At 58.2% G+C, this 19543-nt stretch carries 16 protein-coding genes and 2 riboswitches; of the genes, 7 read left to right on the top strand and 9 right to left on the bottom strand.

Features of this window, described 5'->3' with window-relative positions:
- The first annotated feature begins 169 nt into the window (after nucleotides 1-169).
- Together ACIGGE_RS01570 and ACIGGE_RS01565 are read left to right on the top strand one after the other, a co-directional pair.
- Nucleotides 170-913, top strand: coding sequence for a class I SAM-dependent methyltransferase (locus ACIGGE_RS01570; RefSeq protein ID WP_301642082.1), 744 nt, complete (start codon nucleotides 170-172; stop codon nucleotides 911-913).
- Between the two features lie 659 nt (nucleotides 914-1572).
- Nucleotides 1573-2523 (top strand): class I SAM-dependent methyltransferase, encoded by a 951-nt coding sequence (locus ACIGGE_RS01565; RefSeq protein ID WP_301642083.1) that lies wholly within the window; start codon nucleotides 1573-1575, stop codon nucleotides 2521-2523.
- A gap of 424 nt (nucleotides 2524-2947) precedes the next feature.
- Here the strand turns inward: ACIGGE_RS01565 and ACIGGE_RS01560 are convergent, their stop codons facing one another.
- On the bottom strand, nucleotides 2948-3274 hold the full coding sequence (locus ACIGGE_RS01560; protein WP_301642084.1) for a hypothetical protein: 327 nt from the start codon (nucleotides 3272-3274) through the stop codon (nucleotides 2948-2950).
- Nucleotides 3275-3512: 238 nt separating this feature from the next.
- Here ACIGGE_RS01560 and ACIGGE_RS01555 point away from each other — a divergent pair, with 238 nt between their 5' ends.
- Nucleotides 3513-4310, top strand: coding sequence for a hypothetical protein (locus ACIGGE_RS01555; protein WP_301642085.1), 798 nt, complete (start codon nucleotides 3513-3515; stop codon nucleotides 4308-4310).
- A 142-nt stretch (nucleotides 4311-4452) separates the two neighbouring features.
- Here ACIGGE_RS01555 and ACIGGE_RS01550 read toward each other — a convergent pair whose 3' ends face one another.
- Nucleotides 4453-4620 carry a hypothetical protein gene (locus ACIGGE_RS01550; protein ID WP_158586864.1) on the bottom strand — a complete coding sequence of 56 codons (168 nt, stop codon included), beginning with the start codon at nucleotides 4618-4620 and terminating at the stop codon, nucleotides 4453-4455.
- Nucleotides 4617-4871 (bottom strand): helix-turn-helix domain-containing protein, encoded by a 255-nt coding sequence (locus tag ACIGGE_RS01545; RefSeq protein WP_119587909.1) that lies wholly within the window; start codon nucleotides 4869-4871, stop codon nucleotides 4617-4619. The genes ACIGGE_RS01550 and ACIGGE_RS01545 overlap by 4 nt, the downstream gene beginning before the upstream one ends.
- Before the next feature lie 1135 nt (nucleotides 4872-6006).
- A riboswitch (cobalamin riboswitch) is annotated at nucleotides 6007-6210 on the top strand.
- A 175-nt stretch (nucleotides 6211-6385) separates the two neighbouring features.
- On the opposite strand from ACIGGE_RS01545, the gene ACIGGE_RS01540 reads away from it, so the two are divergent.
- From ACIGGE_RS01540 to ACIGGE_RS01525, 4 genes are all read left to right on the top strand, one after another.
- Nucleotides 6386-8317, top strand: coding sequence for a TonB-dependent siderophore receptor (locus ACIGGE_RS01540; protein WP_037447551.1), 1932 nt, complete (start codon nucleotides 6386-6388; stop codon nucleotides 8315-8317).
- A gap of 11 nt (nucleotides 8318-8328) precedes the next feature.
- On the top strand, nucleotides 8329-8883 hold the full coding sequence (locus tag ACIGGE_RS01535) for a hypothetical protein (RefSeq protein WP_051749615.1): 555 nt from the start codon (nucleotides 8329-8331) through the stop codon (nucleotides 8881-8883).
- Between the two features lies 1 nt (nucleotide 8884).
- Nucleotides 8885-9814 carry a cobalamin-binding protein gene (locus ACIGGE_RS01530; protein WP_037447548.1) on the top strand — a complete coding sequence of 310 codons (930 nt, stop codon included), beginning with the start codon at nucleotides 8885-8887 and terminating at the stop codon, nucleotides 9812-9814.
- 93 nt (nucleotides 9815-9907) lie between these two features.
- Nucleotides 9908-10119, top strand: a riboswitch (cobalamin riboswitch).
- 181 nt (nucleotides 10120-10300) lie between these two features.
- Nucleotides 10301-10549, top strand: a complete 249-nt coding sequence (locus tag ACIGGE_RS01525) for a hypothetical protein (protein ID WP_301642086.1) — start codon at nucleotides 10301-10303, stop codon at nucleotides 10547-10549.
- A 367-nt stretch (nucleotides 10550-10916) separates the two neighbouring features.
- Here ACIGGE_RS01525 and ACIGGE_RS01520 read toward each other — a convergent pair whose 3' ends face one another.
- From ACIGGE_RS01520 to putA, 6 genes are all read right to left on the bottom strand, one after another.
- Entirely contained in the window at nucleotides 10917-11855 is a 939-nt protein-coding gene (locus tag ACIGGE_RS01520) for a HEPN domain-containing protein (protein WP_119587875.1), read from the bottom strand.
- A 383-nt stretch (nucleotides 11856-12238) separates the two neighbouring features.
- Complete coding sequence (locus ACIGGE_RS01515; RefSeq protein WP_119587876.1) at nucleotides 12239-13531, bottom strand: site-specific integrase; 1293 nt, start codon at nucleotides 13529-13531, stop codon at nucleotides 12239-12241.
- A gap of 406 nt (nucleotides 13532-13937) precedes the next feature.
- The gene (locus tag ACIGGE_RS01510) at nucleotides 13938-14417 is read right to left on the bottom strand and encodes a DoxX family protein (protein ID WP_103022207.1); all 480 of its coding nucleotides are present in this window, start codon (nucleotides 14415-14417) and stop codon (nucleotides 13938-13940) included.
- 53 nt (nucleotides 14418-14470) lie between these two features.
- Nucleotides 14471-15646 carry a saccharopine dehydrogenase family protein gene (locus ACIGGE_RS01505; protein ID WP_397489220.1) on the bottom strand — a complete coding sequence of 392 codons (1176 nt, stop codon included), beginning with the start codon at nucleotides 15644-15646 and terminating at the stop codon, nucleotides 14471-14473.
- Between the two features lie 77 nt (nucleotides 15647-15723).
- Nucleotides 15724-16278, bottom strand: coding sequence for a dCTP deaminase (gene dcd / locus ACIGGE_RS01500; protein WP_103022209.1), 555 nt, complete (start codon nucleotides 16276-16278; stop codon nucleotides 15724-15726).
- Between the two features lie 59 nt (nucleotides 16279-16337).
- Nucleotides 16338-19475 carry a bifunctional proline dehydrogenase/L-glutamate gamma-semialdehyde dehydrogenase PutA gene (gene putA, locus ACIGGE_RS01495; protein ID WP_397489219.1) on the bottom strand — a complete coding sequence of 1046 codons (3138 nt, stop codon included), beginning with the start codon at nucleotides 19473-19475 and terminating at the stop codon, nucleotides 16338-16340.
- Nucleotides 19476-19543 lie beyond the last annotated feature (68 nt).

Raw genomic sequence — 19543 nt, 5'->3', positions numbered from 1 at the left:
AGGAGTTGAAGGAGAGGGCGCCGGAGCAATAGTTCGAAGGATTAACTGCCATACCGTATCCTATGACGGATCTCGACGATGATAGTCCTGTGCCGTAAGGATCGATCACATCGATGTTTTCCCAAAGAAGTGATCCGATCCATCGAACTAGCCCAATGAGCAGGCTGCTATGACGACCAAGTATCTCACGGGCATGTTGGCCAAGAACGATCGTTCAAATTTGGAAGAGCGCACCACTCGCGAGCATCTTTTCCAATTAGCTTATGGGGCGCTGCAGTGGCCGTGGCTGCTCAAAAGTCTTTACGGAGGCACTCAGGCCGAGAAAATCAGGTTGTTGGATCGGTTGGAGCTCGGTCGCGATGCTCTTCCGCATTTGGGGAGCTGGAAAGCAGATACATACTTCCTGAACCGGATCGTAGATACGATAGAGGAAATGAAGCCCGCAATAACGGTGGAGCTTGGTGCGGGTGCCAGTTCACTCGTAATTGCAAAGGCGCTCCAACAACACGGTGGAGGCCGGCTTCTCAGCTATGATCAACATTTGCCATTTGTCGAAAAAATGGAGGCTTGGCTGGCCGAACACCATTTGAGAGCGGATTTTGAACACGCTCCCTTGACCCAGCGCGATCCGCGCTGGCCTGGCTTATGGTATGATCTTCCTGAAATGCCAGCGAGCATCGATTTGCTCATCATCGATGGGCCACCTTGGGCGGTGCATCCGTACTGCCGGGGAATTGCCGAACGCCTTTTCCCCCTGATCCCGCCAGGCGGCGCAATAATGCTGGACGATGCAGCTCGGCCGGGCGAGCGTTACGTAGCACGAAGATGGCACCGGAACTGGCCAAATTTCGATTTCATCTACGAGGGTGAAGGAGTGAAAGGTCTTCTCATAGGTCGGAGGGACAAGATTTAACGGGAAGGGCAAAAGCCAAACCGGAAGGCAATACGGACATAACGGCGAATAGATTTGCTGAATGCCCAGCTTTTAAAGAACTTACGATCACTCCTAAAGTAGGACGTGATCAGGGGTAATAGCCAGTCTCGTACAGGGGCCTAGGATGCGGAGCATGTCATTGCGCGTGGCAATTGGCGGACACAACGCCCGAGCCGGCGCGCATGCGGCTGAAACTGGAAATGAGAACTGGCAATTGTTGCTCTGGCAGCTTTCGCTCGAGCCTAATGGTCTGGGATATGCAGGGTGACGATGCGAACGGTGATGGGCATCCAAACATCGAAGAATATCTGAACATGCTGGCAAAGGACGATTTCCATTGCGAAACGCGGTTCGACAGTTCCCGGCAATTGCCAGCACCAGACTGTGGTCGGGGTTGAACGGGAAAGCCAACTCCTCCCTCGGCACTAGGCGGGATGCATTTCCCAGCTCTGGCAAATCAGGTGGAGGGTATACCAAAGAGAATTTGAGTTTGCGGCTGGCGGCGAGCAAATGACGCTGATCTACCGGGCACTGGTAAAAGAAGCGCAGCCTGCCGTGAACATAACAGACAGGAGTAGCCTCTCGTCTCAATAGCGGGCGCGCTTCGGCGTGATCGCCTTTCAGAGGAGATCATTCTCATGCTTGCTTCGATCCAAGACCTCGACGGTGCGCTCCAAAGTCCCATCACTGGAGAGGCGCTTAAATTCGAAAACGGACGCGTGAGCCGCCGGACCTCGGTCGGCGGAAGCGAGCCCTGCGACTTTCCAGTAACCCGTGGAAAACCCGTGCTTATCGATTTTGCGAATTCGGTAATCCGCCGCGAAGATCTTGAAACAACGAATGCAGAAAGCGCGATCGCGCGGCCACGATATTCCTTCGCCACGAGACTGATCAAATCCCTGCTGTCGCCCGAAAAGAAATCGACGCGCAGAAATGTCTGTCGTCTGATTTCCGAACTCAAGCGCCGGTCCGATCGTCCCAGGGTTCTCGTGATCGGTGGCGGGAGCGAGGGACAGGGAATGAAGGCGCTCTATGCCGACCCCGATGTGAAAATTTTTGCCTTCGACATCTATTCGACGCCGCAGGTGCAGTTCGTCGCCGATGCGCACGATATTCCGATCATCGATGGCTATTTCGATGGGGTCGTGGTGCAGGCTGTGCTCGAACACGTCCTGGAGCCGCAGCGAGTGGCAGACGAAATCTGGCGGGTGCTGAAGCCCGGAGGCCTGGTTTATGCCGAGACCCCCTTCATGCAGCAGGTCCACGAAGGGGCTTACGATTTCACCAGATTTACCGAGAGCGGTCACCGCTATCTGTTCCGCCGATTTGCCCTGATCGATTCAGGCGCATCCGGCGGACCGGGAAGACAGTTGATGTGGGCAGTCGATTATTTCGTGCGCAGCGTTTTTCGCTCACGCGCCGCCGGCAAGATCGCCAAGCTGGCCTTTTTCTGGGCAGTCTATTTCGACGCGATCATCCCTGGCGACTATGCCATCGACGGTGCCAGCGGAGTTTATTTCCTGGGCACGAAATCTGACCAGACGGTCGGTCCGGATGCCATCATCGCGCATTATGGTGGGGCGCAATAGCTGTTTCACCCGAGTGAACATCATACAGCGCCACATCCAGGCACGATGCATGTAGTTCCTCATAAGCAGCGCCGAACTTTTCGAGCGCGTAATCTCTCGCCACGGTGGATGGCGGGTCATTTGCAGCAATGGAATGAGGGCGCAAATGCGATCGTGGTACCTTGTTCAAACATCCCAGGACCCGATGGATGCCTTTCTGATCCAACCACGAACAGGACAACACAAATGCGTTGGTCCAGAAAGCCCAACAAATGCTCGAAGGTTTCTCTGCTAAAGGCTTCACGGATGACTGTGAGCAATCGAAGACGGGTGCCGCAGAAAGCGTACCCTTTGCTGGCAGCAAAAAGGCCGCTTCCGGACAGTCCGCTTTTGGGTTCGCTAATGCAGGAAGCGGACTTTCGGGTAACGACCCCATTACGGACATTCACTGGACGGGTGATGGCCAGCATTCAAGACGCGTGTTGTCGGTCGAGTTCATTCCCCGTATTACGAAATCAGGCAGTTGTTGCAGTCGAGCCAGGACCTCAGTCTCGCCGGTCGCCATCTGAGGAAAGGCGACCTTTGTTTGGCCGGTGTTGTCGTTGAGAAGCCACCAAACGTCTGCTCCCCAAGGGCCATCATCTTTGGTCTCTACATAAACAGCAGCAAGGTCTGTCATCTTGATGCGCTGCTCGGCCTGCTTGGGCGCTCGACAGACAATCTCATCGTCCGCTGTCAGTTCGACCACGAATTGCGCTTCAGGATGCTTCATCCGAGCATGATGCCTTCAGGAAGGGTCTGGCGCAATGTCCGCTTCCCACCCCAGTTCTTGCCGTCTCCGCCCAGTGCGGTGCTAATCAAAAGCAGACATTTTGCTAAAAAGGCCGTTGCTGCCCGTCAGCTTTTGGAGCAGTTACTTATTAATGCCATTTTCGATACGCCTGCCAACCACACTTCTCAGCCTTGTTCTAATCGGCTGCGTGGCGGGGGAAGCTGAGGATCAACCCGAGATGGCAGCGTTCGAGATGGCCTACGCCGATGCGCCATTAACTCCACGGCCGGATGACGTGCGATTTTTCGAAAGACCAAATCTTCTTTCGGAGATGCGAAATGGGCAATCACCCATGGCTGAAGTCGTCTTGGTAGAGCGTGATCCATGGAAACAGGTGATTGGGTCCGACTCACCTAGGTTCGCCCTCTATGAAGATGGCCGGGTCATTTATCGTGAAGGTGATGAATATCGCTCCGTGGAACTGAGCGCAGCAGAATTAGAGTCATTCCGCAAATCATTCGCGACTGCGCATAATTCGGCCCTTTCGGGTGGCTATGACGTTGCCTTGGCGACCGACCAGCCTGACAATTCGCTGCTGCTATATCGCGGCGAACCAGTTTATCTCAATGTGTATGGCTCGCTCGACGACGAACAAGTGATTGCTCGCCTACCTCGTTCCGTGCGCGATGCGTATGAAACCGTGCGCACATTTAGCCACACCCGCTCTGAACCATGGATGCCCGAAAAGATTGAGGTCATGGTCCAGCCATACGAGTATGCGCCGGAGCCATCGATAAAATGGAACGAGGATTGGCCGGGACTCTCTCACCCGACTACGGTTCAACGGGGCGAAAGCTACAGCTTGTTCTTGCCCACTTCCGAGCGGAAGAACCTGCAACAGTTTCTTGCCGCTAGGAACGAAAGGGGGGCTATCGAGATCGATGGCCGCAAATGGGCGGCCTCAACTAGAATACCTTTCCCCCGCGAAGAGCTTTGGATGGCCCCCAACCAGGAAGTTGACGGCACGCCGAACTAAGTCCGACTGTCCGCTTCCCACCCTATAATCGGACGTTTGCGTTGCTCAGTGCCGAAGCAAAGCTGTCGGTCCGCTTTTAGGTGTTCTCAAGAAGAGCCTGAACGTCCGGAATTGGGGCGCGTAGCTGCCATAGCCAGAGAGCCTAGGATCGCTGCGAAAGCGCAATCACCAATCTGGCGGCCAGCGCTTCTTCTGCGTTTGCACGCCGCGCTTTGATCTTCGAGACCAGCTGACGTTTGGAATGATCTGGCATGCTCACGATTGCGGCAAGCACCACAGCTTTCAGCAAGTCAGGATGCGCCGTAATCATATAGCGGTCCCCGGTACCTGATCGGCAGGACGACGTAGCCGCTCAACCAGCGAGCGCAGGCTGGCTGTGAGCACGAGGGTTGCGCTCCCCATCTTGATGATCTCGATCTCGTCTCTGGAAATGAGCACATAGAGTGTGCTGCGTCCGATCCCGAGATAGCGACAGGCTTCGGGTACGCGCATGGCGATCGGTTCGATGGCCTGGGGCCCGCATTGCTCGCAAGGATGCTCTGTCGTGCTCGCAGATGGCATAGCCGTCGATCCTTTCATCTTTCGGGTGATGACGGACCGACCTTGGGAAGCATGGAGGGAACAGGCCGGCCCGCCATCAGCACTGAGTATCGATCGATTAGGGCACCCTGCGCCACATGACGTTCCTACGCCGCAGCTGTCGTTCTTTCGCCGCAGCGCAGAGGCGTGGGGGCAAGCACTCCAGTCAAATGCACCGATGCTCATCGGGACGGCGAAGGACGTCCGGGCGAAAGCGGGTTACCGAACGAAAACAGCGCAGAACGCCAAGCGCCGTCGCCAATCTGTTTGATAGCAAAGAACTTTTTGAAATTAGCGCCGCAGGGGCAATATGGGTGCCGTCGCATATTACTGAACGAAACCAACCACCTGCGCCCCGACCGACGGCGGCGCTTTTATCTCGCCCTCATTTTCTTTCTTCAAATCAGACGCTTACGGACAAATACCCCACGCCGATTACGCCTGCAAGCGGAGTGCATCGCGACTGTATCCGGCGCTGCCAGCGACCTGCAGTGATAGCGTTGCGAGTGTGCTTCTGATTAGCAACCAAGCTGCAAAGTTTCTGTAGCGGCAGTGTCTAAGAGCGTCGCTAAATGATGCAACGCCAAGGCAGCGCAACGACGCGATCATCGCACACCAAGCGCCAGATATTCGGATTACGAGCGCACACGGGATACTCGACGATTGGTTGCAGCCACGCTCGTGGACGGCCTATGTGTCAGCTTCTGGGTCAATAATGTTGACGCTTTAATGTCGTGGTTTAGGGTGGGTGTGCGACGGTCGGCTTTTAGGCCGCGCATTCAATATAGAGGACATTGAACCGGCGACGAAGTTGGACCGTATGCGATCTGTCCGGCTTGCGCATTAGAAACTAAAATGCTGCCGTACGGCTTCCGACACCATTCGCGATATTTAAGAAAGGGTTGAGAATCGATCTCAGACGAAAGCGAAAGCTGGTGCCAATCCAAAGGTCGACGGATCAACATCTGGGCATTTCAGTTGGTGACCTAAACAGATACGATGGATTAAGTCCACCTACCCCCTAAAACGGCGACCATCGTCTTGCTGCGTTGCTCTGGAACTGCGCGCTTGCCGCTCATTCGACCAAAGTCTATGAGACGAGCGTCGGCAGAATCAAATGTCGATAAAGCGTGCCGGTAACGGGAACGCAGTGAGGTCTCGATAGGCCAATTCTGCGGCTGTCCCTGCAACTGTAAGCGGCGAGCGCGTAACATGGGTGGGGTTGGCTCCACAACCACTGGGCGGCAATTGTCGTCTGGGAAGGTATGTTTCGTGCGACAACCCGTGAGCCAGGAGACCGACCGGCGCGTGTCGCTCTTGCCGGGCTCATGGGATTGGCCAGGCGCGAAACGAATTTCGTCCGGGCGACGAGTAGCGGTTGGAGCCGCATCGGCAGGACTGCCGGGGGATGCACGCGTCCGTCCCTAGCAGTCTCGTCGACCGCACTCGTGCGGACGCTCCGGCCAAGTCGCCCGGCGCCCCGGAAATTCGTTCTCATGAAATACATTCACCTGTCGCTTCTGTCTTCCGTGCTTCTGCCGGCTCCATCGCTCGCTCAGACCATCGATCCCGCTGCCGATCCAGAGACATCCAACACCTCGATCGTCGTCACCGGGAACCGCGCCACCGATCCCATGCCGCTCGACCGGATCGGCGGATCGGTCACCGTCCTCGACGAGCAAATCCTCGACCGGAGGCAAGTCCGCGAGGTGTCCGACGTGCTCCGCGACGTCCCAGGGGTCGCGGTCGGACGGGTTCCCGGTCAGACACAGCTTCGGTTGCGCGGTGCTGAAGCCAACCATACGCTCGTCCTCGTTGACGGGATCGAGGTGTCGGATCCCTATGCCGGCGAGTTCGATTTCGGAACGCTTATCGCCGACGAGGCTTCGCGGATCGAGGTGCTGCGCGGACAGCAGAGCGCGATCTACGGGTCGGACGCGATCGGCGGCGTCATCCAGTACATCACTCTCGACGGCCGCGATGCGCCCGGGGCGGTCGCGCGGATCGAAGCCGGTTCGTTCGGCATGGTGAACGGTGCTGCCCGGATCGCTGGATATAGTGGCGATCTCGACTACGCGCTGTCCGCCACACTCAATACCACCGATGGCACGCCAGGCGCCCGGAACGGCACGCGCGATCTTGCGAACGACAGTGGTGCGGTCTCGCTGAAGACGACGTTCGCGCCATCAACCAATGCACGCCTCACTGGTGTATTACGCTACGCGCGCACCAATGCCGAATTCAACGACAGCGATTCCGATCCGGGAAGTCCGACCTTCGGATTCCAGGTCGATAGCCCCGGCAACCGCTTCGAGAACGAGGCTATCTATGTGCTCATCAGGGGCGAGCTAGACTTGCTCGACGATCGCTGGACCCAAGCGTTTTCGGCCCAGATCGCGGATACCCGGCGCGACGGTTTCGCTTCGACTGGACGCAGCTATGGCAGCGAGGGCCAGAGGTTGAAAGGGTCCTACGATACGACGTTGCGTATCGAGGCTGGCGGTCTGACCCACCGGGTCACGGCGGCTCTCGATGTCGAACGCGAACGCTTCCGTAACACCGATCCGACCGGCTTCGCATTCACCGGTCGCCGACAGATCGACAATGTCGGTCTCGTCGGCCAGTATGCGATCGATCTCGGAGACCGAGCGAGCGCGTCCGCATCCATCCGCAGGGACTGGAACGACCAGTTCGCCGATACAACCACGTACAGGCTTCAGGCGAGCTATCGGATCGCTGCGGCTACGCGAGTGCGCGGGGCCGTCGGATCGGGGGTGAAGAACCCCTCGTTCTACGAACTATATGGGTTCGTGGACGGCCGTTTCATCGGCAATCCCGACCTCAGGCCCGAGAAGTCGAGCGGATGGGAGATCGGGATCGACCAGTCGCTGTTCGGTGAGCGCGCTTCAATCGGGGTCACCTATTTCGAGAGCGAACTGGACGAAGAGATCTTCACTTCTTTTCCGCCCCCGAACTTCGTCGCCAGCCCTGGCAATCGCGATACCGTATCCAAGAGAAACGGCGTCGAAGTGTTCGGCGAGGCGCGCTTCGCGGAAGCTTGGCGCGTCAATGGAGCCTACACCTATCTGCGTTCCCACGAGGATGGCGCGCGCGAAGTGCGGCGGCCCTCCCATACCGCCAGCCTGGCTGTCGACTGGCGCGCTCCCAAGGATGCCGGAGGGGTCACGCTCGTTGCGCGCTACAATGGAGAGACGATCGACAGCGCTTTCATCGATCCCTCGTTCGTGCCGGTTCGCGTGCAACTGGACGACTACTTTCTGCTGAACGTCAACGCCGACGTGAGGGTGATGGATAATGTCGAGCTGTTCGGCCGAGTCGAGAATTTGACGGCCGCCGATTACGAGGATGTCTTCAGTTTCGCGACGCCCGGACGCTCGTTCGCCATTGGCGCGCGCGCGCGTTTCTAAGGAGAATTTCGATGACGGATGAAATGATAGCAAAGTCCGACATTGCGAGGTTCGCATGGCCTGTCACACTTGCCTTGGCGACGGTGGGCGGATCGCTGGTTGCCGCCTGCATGATGCCGTTCGTGGCTGTTACGATCGTGACCGCCGCGACCATGCGCCGCTCGCTCGCGTTAACGACGATCCTCGCGATCTGGGCGACCAACCAGTTGCTGGGGTTCACCGTCCTCGGCTACCCGCACACGGGATATGCGTTCGCCTGGGGCGGTGCGCTGGGCATCGCATCTATTCTCGCCATGCTCGCCGGTGCCATCATCATGGGAGAACAAAACGAGCTGAGCACCCTTCGGACATTTGGCGCCTTTCTGATCGGCTTCGCTGTTTACGAGGCTGCGCTATTCGGGTTTGCTTTGGTGGTAGGCGGGACAGAGACTTTCACGATGGCGATCGTGGGACAGATCTTCGCGAACGATGCATTATGGTTCGCAGGACTGTTGTTGGCGTCCTGGCTCCTCGCCAGAGCCGCTCCCACGCTATTCGGACCTTCTCCGCGAATACGGTTCGCCTGACATGGCGCAGCCGCGCATCGTGTCCCTCCTGCCGAGCGCGACCGAAATCGCCGTCGCACTCGGATTGGGAGAGAGCCTCGTCGGTCGCTCGCACGAATGCGATTATCCGCTTTTCGTAAAGGCATTGCCGGTCGTCACGTCGACCAGACTCGAGAAAGGACTGACGTCGCGGCAGATCGACGACCGGATCCAGGAAATCGTGAGGCAAGGACTGTCGGTATACGAAGTCGATACCGCGCTTCTGCGGGACTTGCGGCCCGACCTCATCTTGACCCAATCGCAATGCGCGGTCTGCGCGGTCACCCCTGCCGATCTGGAAGAAGCACTCGGCGACTGGATCGGAACCGCCCCGACGCTGCTGTCGCTGGCACCCGATACATTGGAAGATGTATGGAGCGATTTCGCTAAGGTCGCCGAAGCGGCGGGAATTCCCGAGCGTGCATCATCGGTCGTCGGTGACTTGAAGGAGCGGATGTCAGGGCTATCCCGAAGTAGCGCGGAGAGGATGGATCGCCCGCGTGTCGCCGCGATCGAATGGATCGATCCGCTGATGGCCGCAGGAAACTGGGTACCCGAACTAATCGAGGCGGCCGGCGGTCACCCATTGTTCGCGCGAGCCGGAGAACATTCCTCGTGGCTGAATTGGGACGACTTGATTGCCGCCGATCCCGATCTGATCGTTGCGATGCCCTGCGGATATCTGTTGCCACAAACGCTCGCCGATCTGGGGTCGCTCGTCGACCACTTCGGTTGGAAAGACCTTACCGCGGTTCGCAAAGGGAAGGTCTTTGCCGTTGATGGCCACCATCTTTTCAATCGTCCTGGCCCACGACTCGTCGAGTCGGCTGAACTGATCGCGCAGTTGGTTGGGGCGACGCCAACACAGGCATTGGAGATGGGACGGGATTGGATCTCCATCGATGGGGTTTGACGATGTTTTTCGCGCTATTCGACGCGAAACGAGCGCATCAGCCCTTGTTTTCAAAGCTGCGTACCGATACTCAAAATCAGCTGCATGCAAAGTTGCGCGCATTCAGCTTCAAGTTCGCACCGGTAACGGGAACACAGTGAGGCCCTCCAAGGTCAAATCTGCGGCTGTCCCTGCAACTGTAAGCGGCGAGCGAGAAATACTGGCGGGTCACTCCGCAACCACTGGACTGATTGTTTGGTTCGGGAAGGTGTATTTCAAGTGATGACCCGCGAGCCAGGAGACCGACCGGAGCGAGTCGCTCTTGCCTGATTCATGGGATTGGTCAGGCGCGGAATCATTTTCGTCGGAGCGACGATAAGCGGCTTGGATTGCTCCGAGCACGCCCGGTCGGCGTATCGCGTCCGTTGACCAGGCTGCTCGGCCGAGGTCCGGAGATCCAAGCCACTATATCGGCGTGAAGGGCTCAGAGCCCACGGAGAAAATACCATGTTCAAAACTAAAACGAGGGTTCTGGCACTCTCGGCTGCAATCGCATTTGGCTCTTCTGCCGCGGTTGCTCAGCAAACGGATATCGGGCCATTTCTACCCGAAGTGGGACAGGCCATAGCTGCGGCCGAGCAAGGTGCGCAAAACATCTGTGCTTCGAATGGCGGTCTGGCATCTTTCAACGTCATTCGCATAATCCAGAACGCCGGTTATTTTGCGGCGCAATTTGAGTATTCATGCAACGGTTGATTCTCAGGCCACTTCGCATTGAATGAGAACGATGAACGGCGCTGGCTTAAACCCGGCGCCGTTTTCGACTGCGGTTCGCGACCGCCCTTTTGTCGACCGCTGACATTCTGAATTTTTCGCGACGATTTGTTGTGTCTCGGAGAGTGTAGCGCGTAGCTGCCGCTATACGATCAACTGTTTTTGGGCGTTCAGATCTCGTACCAGAATGGCTGGGATTGAGGCGCGTTACCAACGACAACCGGTTCTTCATGAACGACCGCTTTTGGCGATAGGTCGAATGCGCTGCTACCACCGAAATGGGGTCGATAGCCGAAGGTCTGCTTCCGGCAAGCCAGATCGATAAGCTGCCGGCCAATCAAATCGGCGTCTACTGCTTATCCGGGCACGATTTGGCATCGGCTTGAAGCTTTTCGAGGCGTTCTGTGCATACATCGTGGACGACGCGACCCAGCTCTTCGACTTGCTCACCGAGCCAATCGAGTTCTTCCTTGTTGATGCGGTAGTGCTTCGAGTAGCGCGCCTTCACGTAAGCTTCCTTGAGCTTCTCGAAGCGTGCGCGATCACGCTTCGTTTCACGCGGCCAGACGTAAGTAAGACGCGGGTCGATCCGTTCAGCCTGGGTGCGCAGGAATGCAAGATTGTGGTTATGCGGCGTATAGAAGGTGCAAACGAGCAGAACGCAGTGATAAAGGCGCTCAGCCGCTTGGTGCAGTTCAAACGCTGCTTTCTTGTTCCAGCCTCTTTTCGTGGCCTCGTTCCCCTGGATGAGAAACTGCTCGGCTGACGGCATCCACTCGTCAAAATACTCCTGAGCCATCGCCAGCGCCTGTTCCAGCGTCTTCGGCTTGGGCGTATGCAGGTCGGTGTCGTCGGATTGGTAGAGCGCAACCCCGTCCTCCTTCACATCCATGAAGAAGTAGCGCCCATGTGCCAGCCCGTTATTCACCTCTTGCAGGGTATGCACGATAAAATTGACCGGCGTCTGGAGCGTACCGGTAACGCCATATTCGCGCATTAGCCGGTCATCGAGCTTCGCCCAGTACTTCACCCTGTCAGTGAGTCGCTTGTCGTTGACGATGATCAGAAGATCAAAGTCGGAGCGGTATCCCTTGGCCGTGTGAGGCTCGTCGACCCAGGTCCCGCGAGCATAGCTGCCGTAAAGAATGACCTTAAGTATCCGCCCGGCCTTCTTCCACTCATGCTTAGCGAGCGCGAAGGCATCGTCGAATTCTTCGAAGATAAGCTGCACGACGCGCTCGATCTCGCGCTGCTTTTGCGGGGGAAGATGATCGAGGTCGGTCTTCATCGTTTAATCTCTAGCAAGCAGCCGCGAAGCTTGCACCTGCCGAGTGCATAAGGCGCGCAGTGACGGCGCACCCCAAAGCGCTGAGGAGCCGCGCGCCGCTGTGCCTAGTGTTAGCAACAATCCGAGAAGGATTGTCGTTAGCATTGTTAAGGGATGCTGGAGCCAAGCATTTCTGCGGGTTTGAGGCCTGTTTCGGTTCCTGATCGTCCGAGCTTTGGGTTCCTGATAGTCCGTGAATCCCGGTTCCTGATAGTCCGAACAGACCACAAGCTTATCCACAAGGCCCATCCCCATTTCTGGAGACGGGCTTTGATTTGGAGCGCTATCCACGAGCTACCGCAGTTTTTCAATCTGACTTTTGGGCAATCTTAGCCAAGTAGGCGTCATGCAACTGCACGCAAAGCTGCCAGTGTGCGCGCTTGCTTGATCTCCCGCACGCTCCGCAACTCGCCACCGTCCAATAGTCGCGCAATCTCTGCCGCCACTTGATCCGCCGCGATGATGAGCGCGGTATCCAGGTGCACATAGCGCTGGGTTACGCCGCGCGGGGCGTGACCGAGTAGGCCCGAGATGGTCAGTTCACTGAAACCTTGCGCCGCTGCCATGCTGGCAAAGCTGTGGCGCAGGGTGTGCGGTGTCACTTTGTCCAGGCCTGCACGCGCGCAGACTCGGCCCAGCACCCGAACGACGCCTACGAAATGCCCATCGCCCCAATCCGCCGGGAAGATGAAGGGCGAATGACTGGACAAAGCCTGAGCCTCCAGCACGTGCATTGCTGAGTCTCCGGCCACGCGGATCTGCGGACCGGACTTGGTATCCGGAAAACGGACGAGATTGTCGTCGGGCTGAACCCATGCCTTGTGCATTGCCAGCACTTCCATGCGGCGAAAACCGGTGAGAAGCATGACGCGGATCGCAGCGAGGCCGGCCGGGTGTTCGCCCTCGCGTTCCATCTGCGTCATCACCTTGCCAAGGTGACGGATTTCGCCAGCGCTCAGATATCGCTTCACCTTCTGCGAGGCCATGATGCGCACGCCTGTTGCCGGACTAACCTCAATAATGCCGAGGCGGCGGGCGTGATTGAGTAGAGCGCGAAGCGTGCTGATGGCGCGGGCAGCAACGCCTGAGCCGCCAGCCGTTTGCCCACCTCGGCTTGTGCGCCTCGCTCGGGCGGTTCGACCAGCCGCAATATCACCTTGCAAGCGTTCAATATCTGCCAATTTCAATTGGCTGACCACGCGATTGCCGATCAGCGGCTTAATGTGGAGTTCAATACGGCTTCGATCACCTGCGACCGATGACGCCTTGATGGGGCGGCGGTTTCGTCCGATCAGCCGACCGGCTTCGGCCTCGGCAAGATACCAATCGCAAACTGCTGCGATTGTCAGCCCCGTACGGACCGAGTGCCGTTCGGCGGATGGGTCGGCCCCGTCGATCACAGCGGCGAGCTTCTTTTGGGCGAGGTCGCGGGCTTGCTCGACAGTCAGAACACCATATTGGCCTATAACACAGCGACGGGTCCTCGCCTCTTGGTTTCGATATTGGATGATAAATGTTTTGGTGCCGCTGGGTTTAACGCGAACGCCAAAACCGCGCAGTTCGCTGTCCCAAAGAAAGGTGTCGCGCTCTCGGTTGGATTTGAGCGCCTCGACGGTGCGTTTAGTTAGTCTGGTCATGCGATTTGTCCTTGATTTGAGTTGTCATTCCTTTCGAAGTTGCTCCTGCGCTCCGGTGGCCCACGCGCTTGATATTTGCTTCCCCACACAGGTGCAGCATGGCCGGGGAAGCAGGGGGGAAGCAGTAGGAGGGAAACCGCCGGAAATCGCAGCGTACCAATGGGGACTCGATGTGAGAAACAAGCAATTGATATTGCCTGGAATATCGTAGATTTTACTGAATACGAAAACGATAGCGAAAATGCCGAGAGGCAGTTGCCAAGGTTGGGGTCGGGCGTTCGAATCGCCTCGCCCGCTCCATTTTCTCCGGATATTCGAGACATAACTCATGCGCGTGCGCGTTTGACGCAGTGCTATGCCGGCGGTGGTGAGCCGCCGACGTTACGTTCGCGCACTTCAATCTGGATCAGGCTGGACGTGTGGGACGATCATCGTGGACTACGGTGGTCGTAGCCTCGGCCTTTCCTTCTGCTCGCGCCGCTTTGATTTCGGCATCATGAGCACGGTCCCGTTCTCGCCATACGCCGACCTGGCCACGAACCTGACCATAAGCAAAAACCATGAGCAACCCGCCGATCACGGCCAGGTTCTTAAGTGCCATTGCCGCCTGTGCCTGATCGGTGACCCGTTCGTGGAAGAACAAAGTGGCCAGTGCCGTGAAAACAATCAATGCGACGCTGGCGATACGGGTCATGAAGCCGCTTGCCAGAACCAGGCCGGCAACGATCTCGAACACGCCGACGGCGAGCGCCAAGCTGCCGGGGAAGGGCGATTCCGCTTCCATGTAGGCTGCCGTGCCTGCCGGATCCATAACCTTGCCGAGCCCGGCGAAGACGAACAGTGCGCCGAGCAGTATGCGCCCGATGAGCGCCGCGATGGTAGCCATTGATGCTTCTCCCCTTGGATATGGTTTGAAAGCACCTGAGGGTATGTAGTTCCCTACTCTTCTACCGCAAAGGTCAGTGCGGCGTGCTCCCGAAGGCGTTCGACCAGTGCTTCGCCCAGGAATGCCCCCGGCGTGCCCACACCCCCTTCGGCGTCGCTTTTAAGCAGTGCGATCCCGGTTTCGGCGAGCATTCGGCTGGTTGAACCATAGCCGGGATCGTATCGGCCTTTCACGCCATAGTGCAGGCGCTGCCCATCCGGCCATTCGCCGATGAACACTACGTCGTAATGACCGTTCTCGCGTTCTTCCTTGCTCGGACCTTCGCCAGGTTTGGGGGGCTTGGCGCCGAACGGGTTCTTGAGCATGTCTACCACAGCATTGGCAGCGGCCTTGCCGGCGTCGCCAGGACTTGTGAGCATCATTTCGTCGTAACGAAAATCTTTGCCATAGGGGTGGCCGAGTAGGAAGTTGGTGCGGTGGACGTTCTTGGTATTGATCGTCGCCATGATGAAGGGAGCGGCCCATTTGCCCAGATCGTCTTCGTAATGAGGGATCATTCCGCCGGGCTGGTCAGGGCCATCGAAGTCCGGCGTCAGGCCGAAGGGATTATTGAGTACCTTGATGATTCCCGGGTTTCTTGCGGCGGCCTTCATTGTCGCAGTCAGGCTGGCTGCGGTTCCGCCGGAAAAGGTGCCTTGCATGCTGCGTACGCGGCCGCGAACGCGCGGGGCCGGCGAGCCATGGCGGGAGATACCTTCCTTTTGCAGCATGAGAACACCCAGGTCGAAGGGTATGGAATCGAAGCCGGACGAGAAGGTAATCCTCGAACCGGATTTCCCGGCTGCCGCATGATGAAGGTCGATCTGCTCACGCATCCAGGCCGGTTCGCCGCAGAGATCGGCATAATCCGTGCCCGTCGCCACACAGGCTGCCACCAGTCTGTCGCCATATAATTGATAAGGGCCAACGGTCGTCAGGATGACCTTGACCCTTTTGCACATCGCTTCGAGACTGGTTTTGTCATCGGCGTCGGCAACGACCAGCGGGATGGTTTCTGGTGCCCCGATCTCGTCGCGGACAGCCTCCAGCTTGCTCAAGCTGCGGCCGGCCATCGCCCACTTGGGGCCATCGACGGTCGAGCCGTATTCGCGCAAGAAATGCTCTGCCACCAGGCGTCCCGTATAGCCCGTGGCGCCATAGACGATGATGTCGAATTCACGATCTGCCATAACACTTCTCTCCTCGGCCGGCATGATTGCGCGTGCCCGAAGGGAGAGTCAAAGACGCAGCGTCAGGGCCGCTTTGCCTAAAGCCTAGGCAGCGTCACCCCGCGCTGGCCCATGTATTTGCCAGCACGATCCTTATAGCTCGTTTCGCAGCGTTCATTCCCTTTAAGGAACAGGAACTGGCACGCCCCTTCGTTCGCGTAGATTTTTGCTGGCAGAGGCGTGGTGTTCGAGAACTCCAGGGTCACATGGCCTTCCCAGCCCGGTTCCAGCGGTGTCACGTTCACGATGATCCCGCACCGGGCATAGGTGCTCTTGCCGAGACAGATGACGAGAACATCCTCCGGCACGCGAAAATATTCGACCGTCCGGGCGAGCGCGAAACTGTTGGGCGGGATCACGCAGATGTCGGTTTCGCGATCGACGAAGCTGTTGCTCGCGAAATCCTTGGGATCGACCACCGCAGAATCGACATTGGTGAAAATCTTGAATTCGGGAGCAACGCGCGCATCGTAGCCGTAGCTCGAGAGGCCGTAACTGATCACGCCTTCGCGACGCTGCGCTTCGACGAAAGGCTCGATCATGCCTTCGTTCTGCGCTTTGTCGCGGATCCACTTATCGGAAAGAATCGCCATAAAGGGACGATTCCCCAGCCGCCGCCATTGGGCAAGCGGCCGGGGCGATTTATCCGCCTTTAGCTGGCAAGAAGGGTGGCGTTTCCGCCCGCCGCCGTCGTGTCGACGCACACGACGCGTTCCGTCGCGAAGCGTTGGACATAATGCGGGCCACCGGCCTTCGGACCCGTGCCGGACAGTCCTTCGCCGCCGAAAGGCTGACTTTCGACGACCGCGCCGATCTGGTTGCGGTTCACATAGAAATTGCCGACCTTGACCCGCGCTTCGACAAAGGCACGCGTGTCGTCGTTGCGGCTATGAAGACCCATCGTCAGACCGAAACCGGTAGAATTGATATCTTCGATCACACGCTCCAGATCGGCCGCACGGTATCGCACGACGTGGAGAATCGGTCCGAAATTTTCTCGCTTCAGGTCGAGGATCGAATCCATCTCGATGATCGTGGGGGCCACAAAGCAGCCGGCGTTGGCACCGCGATGCAGGCGGCGACGCCACACCGGACGGCCACCCTTCTTGCGCCGGGCGATATGACGTTCGAGCGAAGACTTAGCATCCGGATCGATTACAGGGCCAACATCGGTGGCCAGATGTTCTGGGTTGCCGATCGTCAGAGCTTCGAAACCGCCGCGGATCATACGCAGCATTTCGTCGTACACATCGTCTTGAATGTACAGAACACGCAGTGCCGAACAGCGCTGTCCGGCGCTTTGGAAGGCCGACGCGACGACATCGCGCGTGACCTGTTCGGGCAAAGCCGTGGAATCGACGATCATGGCATTCTGACCGCCAGTTTCGGCAATCAAGGTCGCGATGGGCCCATCACGCGAAGCGAGGCTGCGATTGATGGCCTGTGCCGTCTGGGTCGAGCCGGTAAAGGCAACGCCCGCAATGCGTGGATCCGACGTGATCATCTCGCCGACCTCGCCCGCTCCGGGGAGAAGCTGGAATGCTTCCTCAGGGATGCCGGCCTCGTGACAAAGGCGCACGGCCAGTGCGGCAATCAAAGGGGTCTGTTCGGCAGGCTTGGCGACGACCGTATTGCCTGCTGCCAGCGCAGCCGCAGGTGTGCCGATGAAAATGGCGAGCGGGAAGTTCCATGGACTGATGCAGGAAAAAACGCCGCGACCATGCAGGCTCAGCCGGTTTTCTTCGCCGGTGGGTCCGGGAAGAATGATGGGGCGGGTGAACTGACGCCGCGCTTCGTTGGCGTAAAACCGCAGGAAGTCGACTGCTTCGCGCAGTTCCAGAACGGCATCCATCAGTGTCTTGCCAGCCTCACGCTGACACAGGCTGAGGAAATCGTCGGTGTGCTCTTCGAACAGGTCTGCTGCCGCTTCGAGCAGGACGGCGCGCTTTTCGCCGCCGAGCCGGTCCCAGCCGGGCTGGATCGCCTGGGCACGTGTGATTGCTTCTTCCACTTCGAAGTCGAGCGTGTCGCGCCGCGTTCCGACTTCCGCAGTCAGATCGTGCGGCTTGTTGATAGGCGCGATTTCCGCTTCGGAACCCGACTTGAACGTCGGCTCTGCAACCCAGTGCTTGTTTTCGAGTTCGGCCAAGCGTTCCTGCAAAGGCTCGAGTACGAGAGGATCGGACAGGTCGATCCCTGCCGAATTGCGACGGTCCGCGAAGATGTCGGCTGGCAGGGGGATGGTCGGATTACGGTATGGTTCGAGTGCCGCCATGTCGGCCATGGGATCGGTAGCCAAGTCGCTTGCCGGAACTTCGGCATCCGCCATCCGGTTGACGAACGAGCTGTTGGCGCCGTTTTCGAGCAATCGCCGTACGAGATAGGCGAGCAGGTCCTTATGCGTCCCGGTCGGCGCATAAATTCGAACGCTCGTGCGTTTGTTGCCTTCCATCTGCGCCAATGCACCGTACACATCCTCGCCCATGCCATGCAGGCGCTGGAATTCGAGGGGCTTTTCGCCTGCAAGCGCCTTGATTGCGCCGATGGTGTAGGCGTTATGCGTTGCAAACGCCGGATACATTGCATCGTCGGCCGCGAGCATTTTCTCTGCGCACGCAAGGTAGCTGACATCCGTGCCCAGTTTGCGGGTAAACACCGGAAAATCCTTGAAGCCGCCAACATGGCTAAGCTTGATCTCGGTGTCCCAATAGGCCCCTTTCACAAGCCGGACGAAGAATTTGCGGTCATGCTTTCGAGCAAGGCGGGCAACCCAGTCGACCATCGGCACGCCGCGTTTCTGATAGGCCTGGATAGCGAGGCCGAAACCTTCCCAACGGCTGCCGTCCGGCCGGGTGAAGAGACTGTCATCACGTGCCAAAGCTTCGATGAGATCCATCGAAAGTTCGAGCCGGTCAGCTTCTTCTGCGTCGATCGTGAAATGGATGTTCGCATCGCGCGCGGCCGTGGCCAGATCGCGTACGATCGGCAGCAAATCGGCAATCGCGAGATCTGCGTGGAGGAAGGTGTACTTCGGGTGCAGTGCCGAAAGCTTGACCGAGATACCAGGCGACGTGCGGACATCTCCTGTCGCTTCGCGGACCAGCCGGTCGATCGCCTTGTGGTAATTGACGCGATAGCGTTCGGCATCGTCATAGGTCATCGCCGCTTCGCCAAGCATATCGAAGCTGTGCGTCAGGCCCTTTGCACGTTCTGGCTTGGCACGCTTGAGCGCTTCGTCGATCGTGCGACCATAGACAAACTGCCCGCCGAGAATGCGCATGGCCTGCAAAGTGGCCGTGCGGATCACGGGTTCGCCAAGCCGATTGACCGCACGCTTGAGCGTCTTGCCCATCCCCCTCTGCGCTTCTTCGGGGCGCTCGAGAACCTCTCCCGTCAGCATCAGCGAGAATGTCGCTGCGTTAACGAAGGTGGACGAACTTTCGCCCATGTGCTCCGCCCAATCGATGTGCCCTATCTTGTCCCGGATCAAAGCATCTGCCGTCGCAGCATCCGGCACACGCAGCAGAGCTTCGGCGAGGCACATCAGCGCTACGCCTTCTTCCGTCGCAAGACCGTATTGCTGCAGGAATGCATCGATCCCACTGGCTTTGCGCTTGCGCGCGTCCTCGATCAGCCGGATGGCTATCTGCGCTGCTTCCGCGTGTTTGGCGCTTGCGCCGGATGCCTGTGCCATGCGTTCCGCGACACAGGTATTTTCTTCCGCTCGGTAAGCTTCGCGAACGGACTGACGGGAGATGGGGGACAGGCGGACAGGATCGTGCAGGGCCATACGACTCCGAAAGGAAAGGAGGATTAAAGCAAGCCCCTTGGACCCGCCGTGTTTCCCTTACAAGCTTT

Source organism: Qipengyuania sp. NPDC077410 (assembly GCF_044543405.1).
Lineage (GTDB): Bacteria > Pseudomonadota > Alphaproteobacteria > Sphingomonadales > Sphingomonadaceae > Qipengyuania > Qipengyuania pacifica.
The sequence above is the reverse complement of the archived record's forward strand: the minus strand, read 5'-3'. Positions and strand labels throughout refer to the sequence as shown.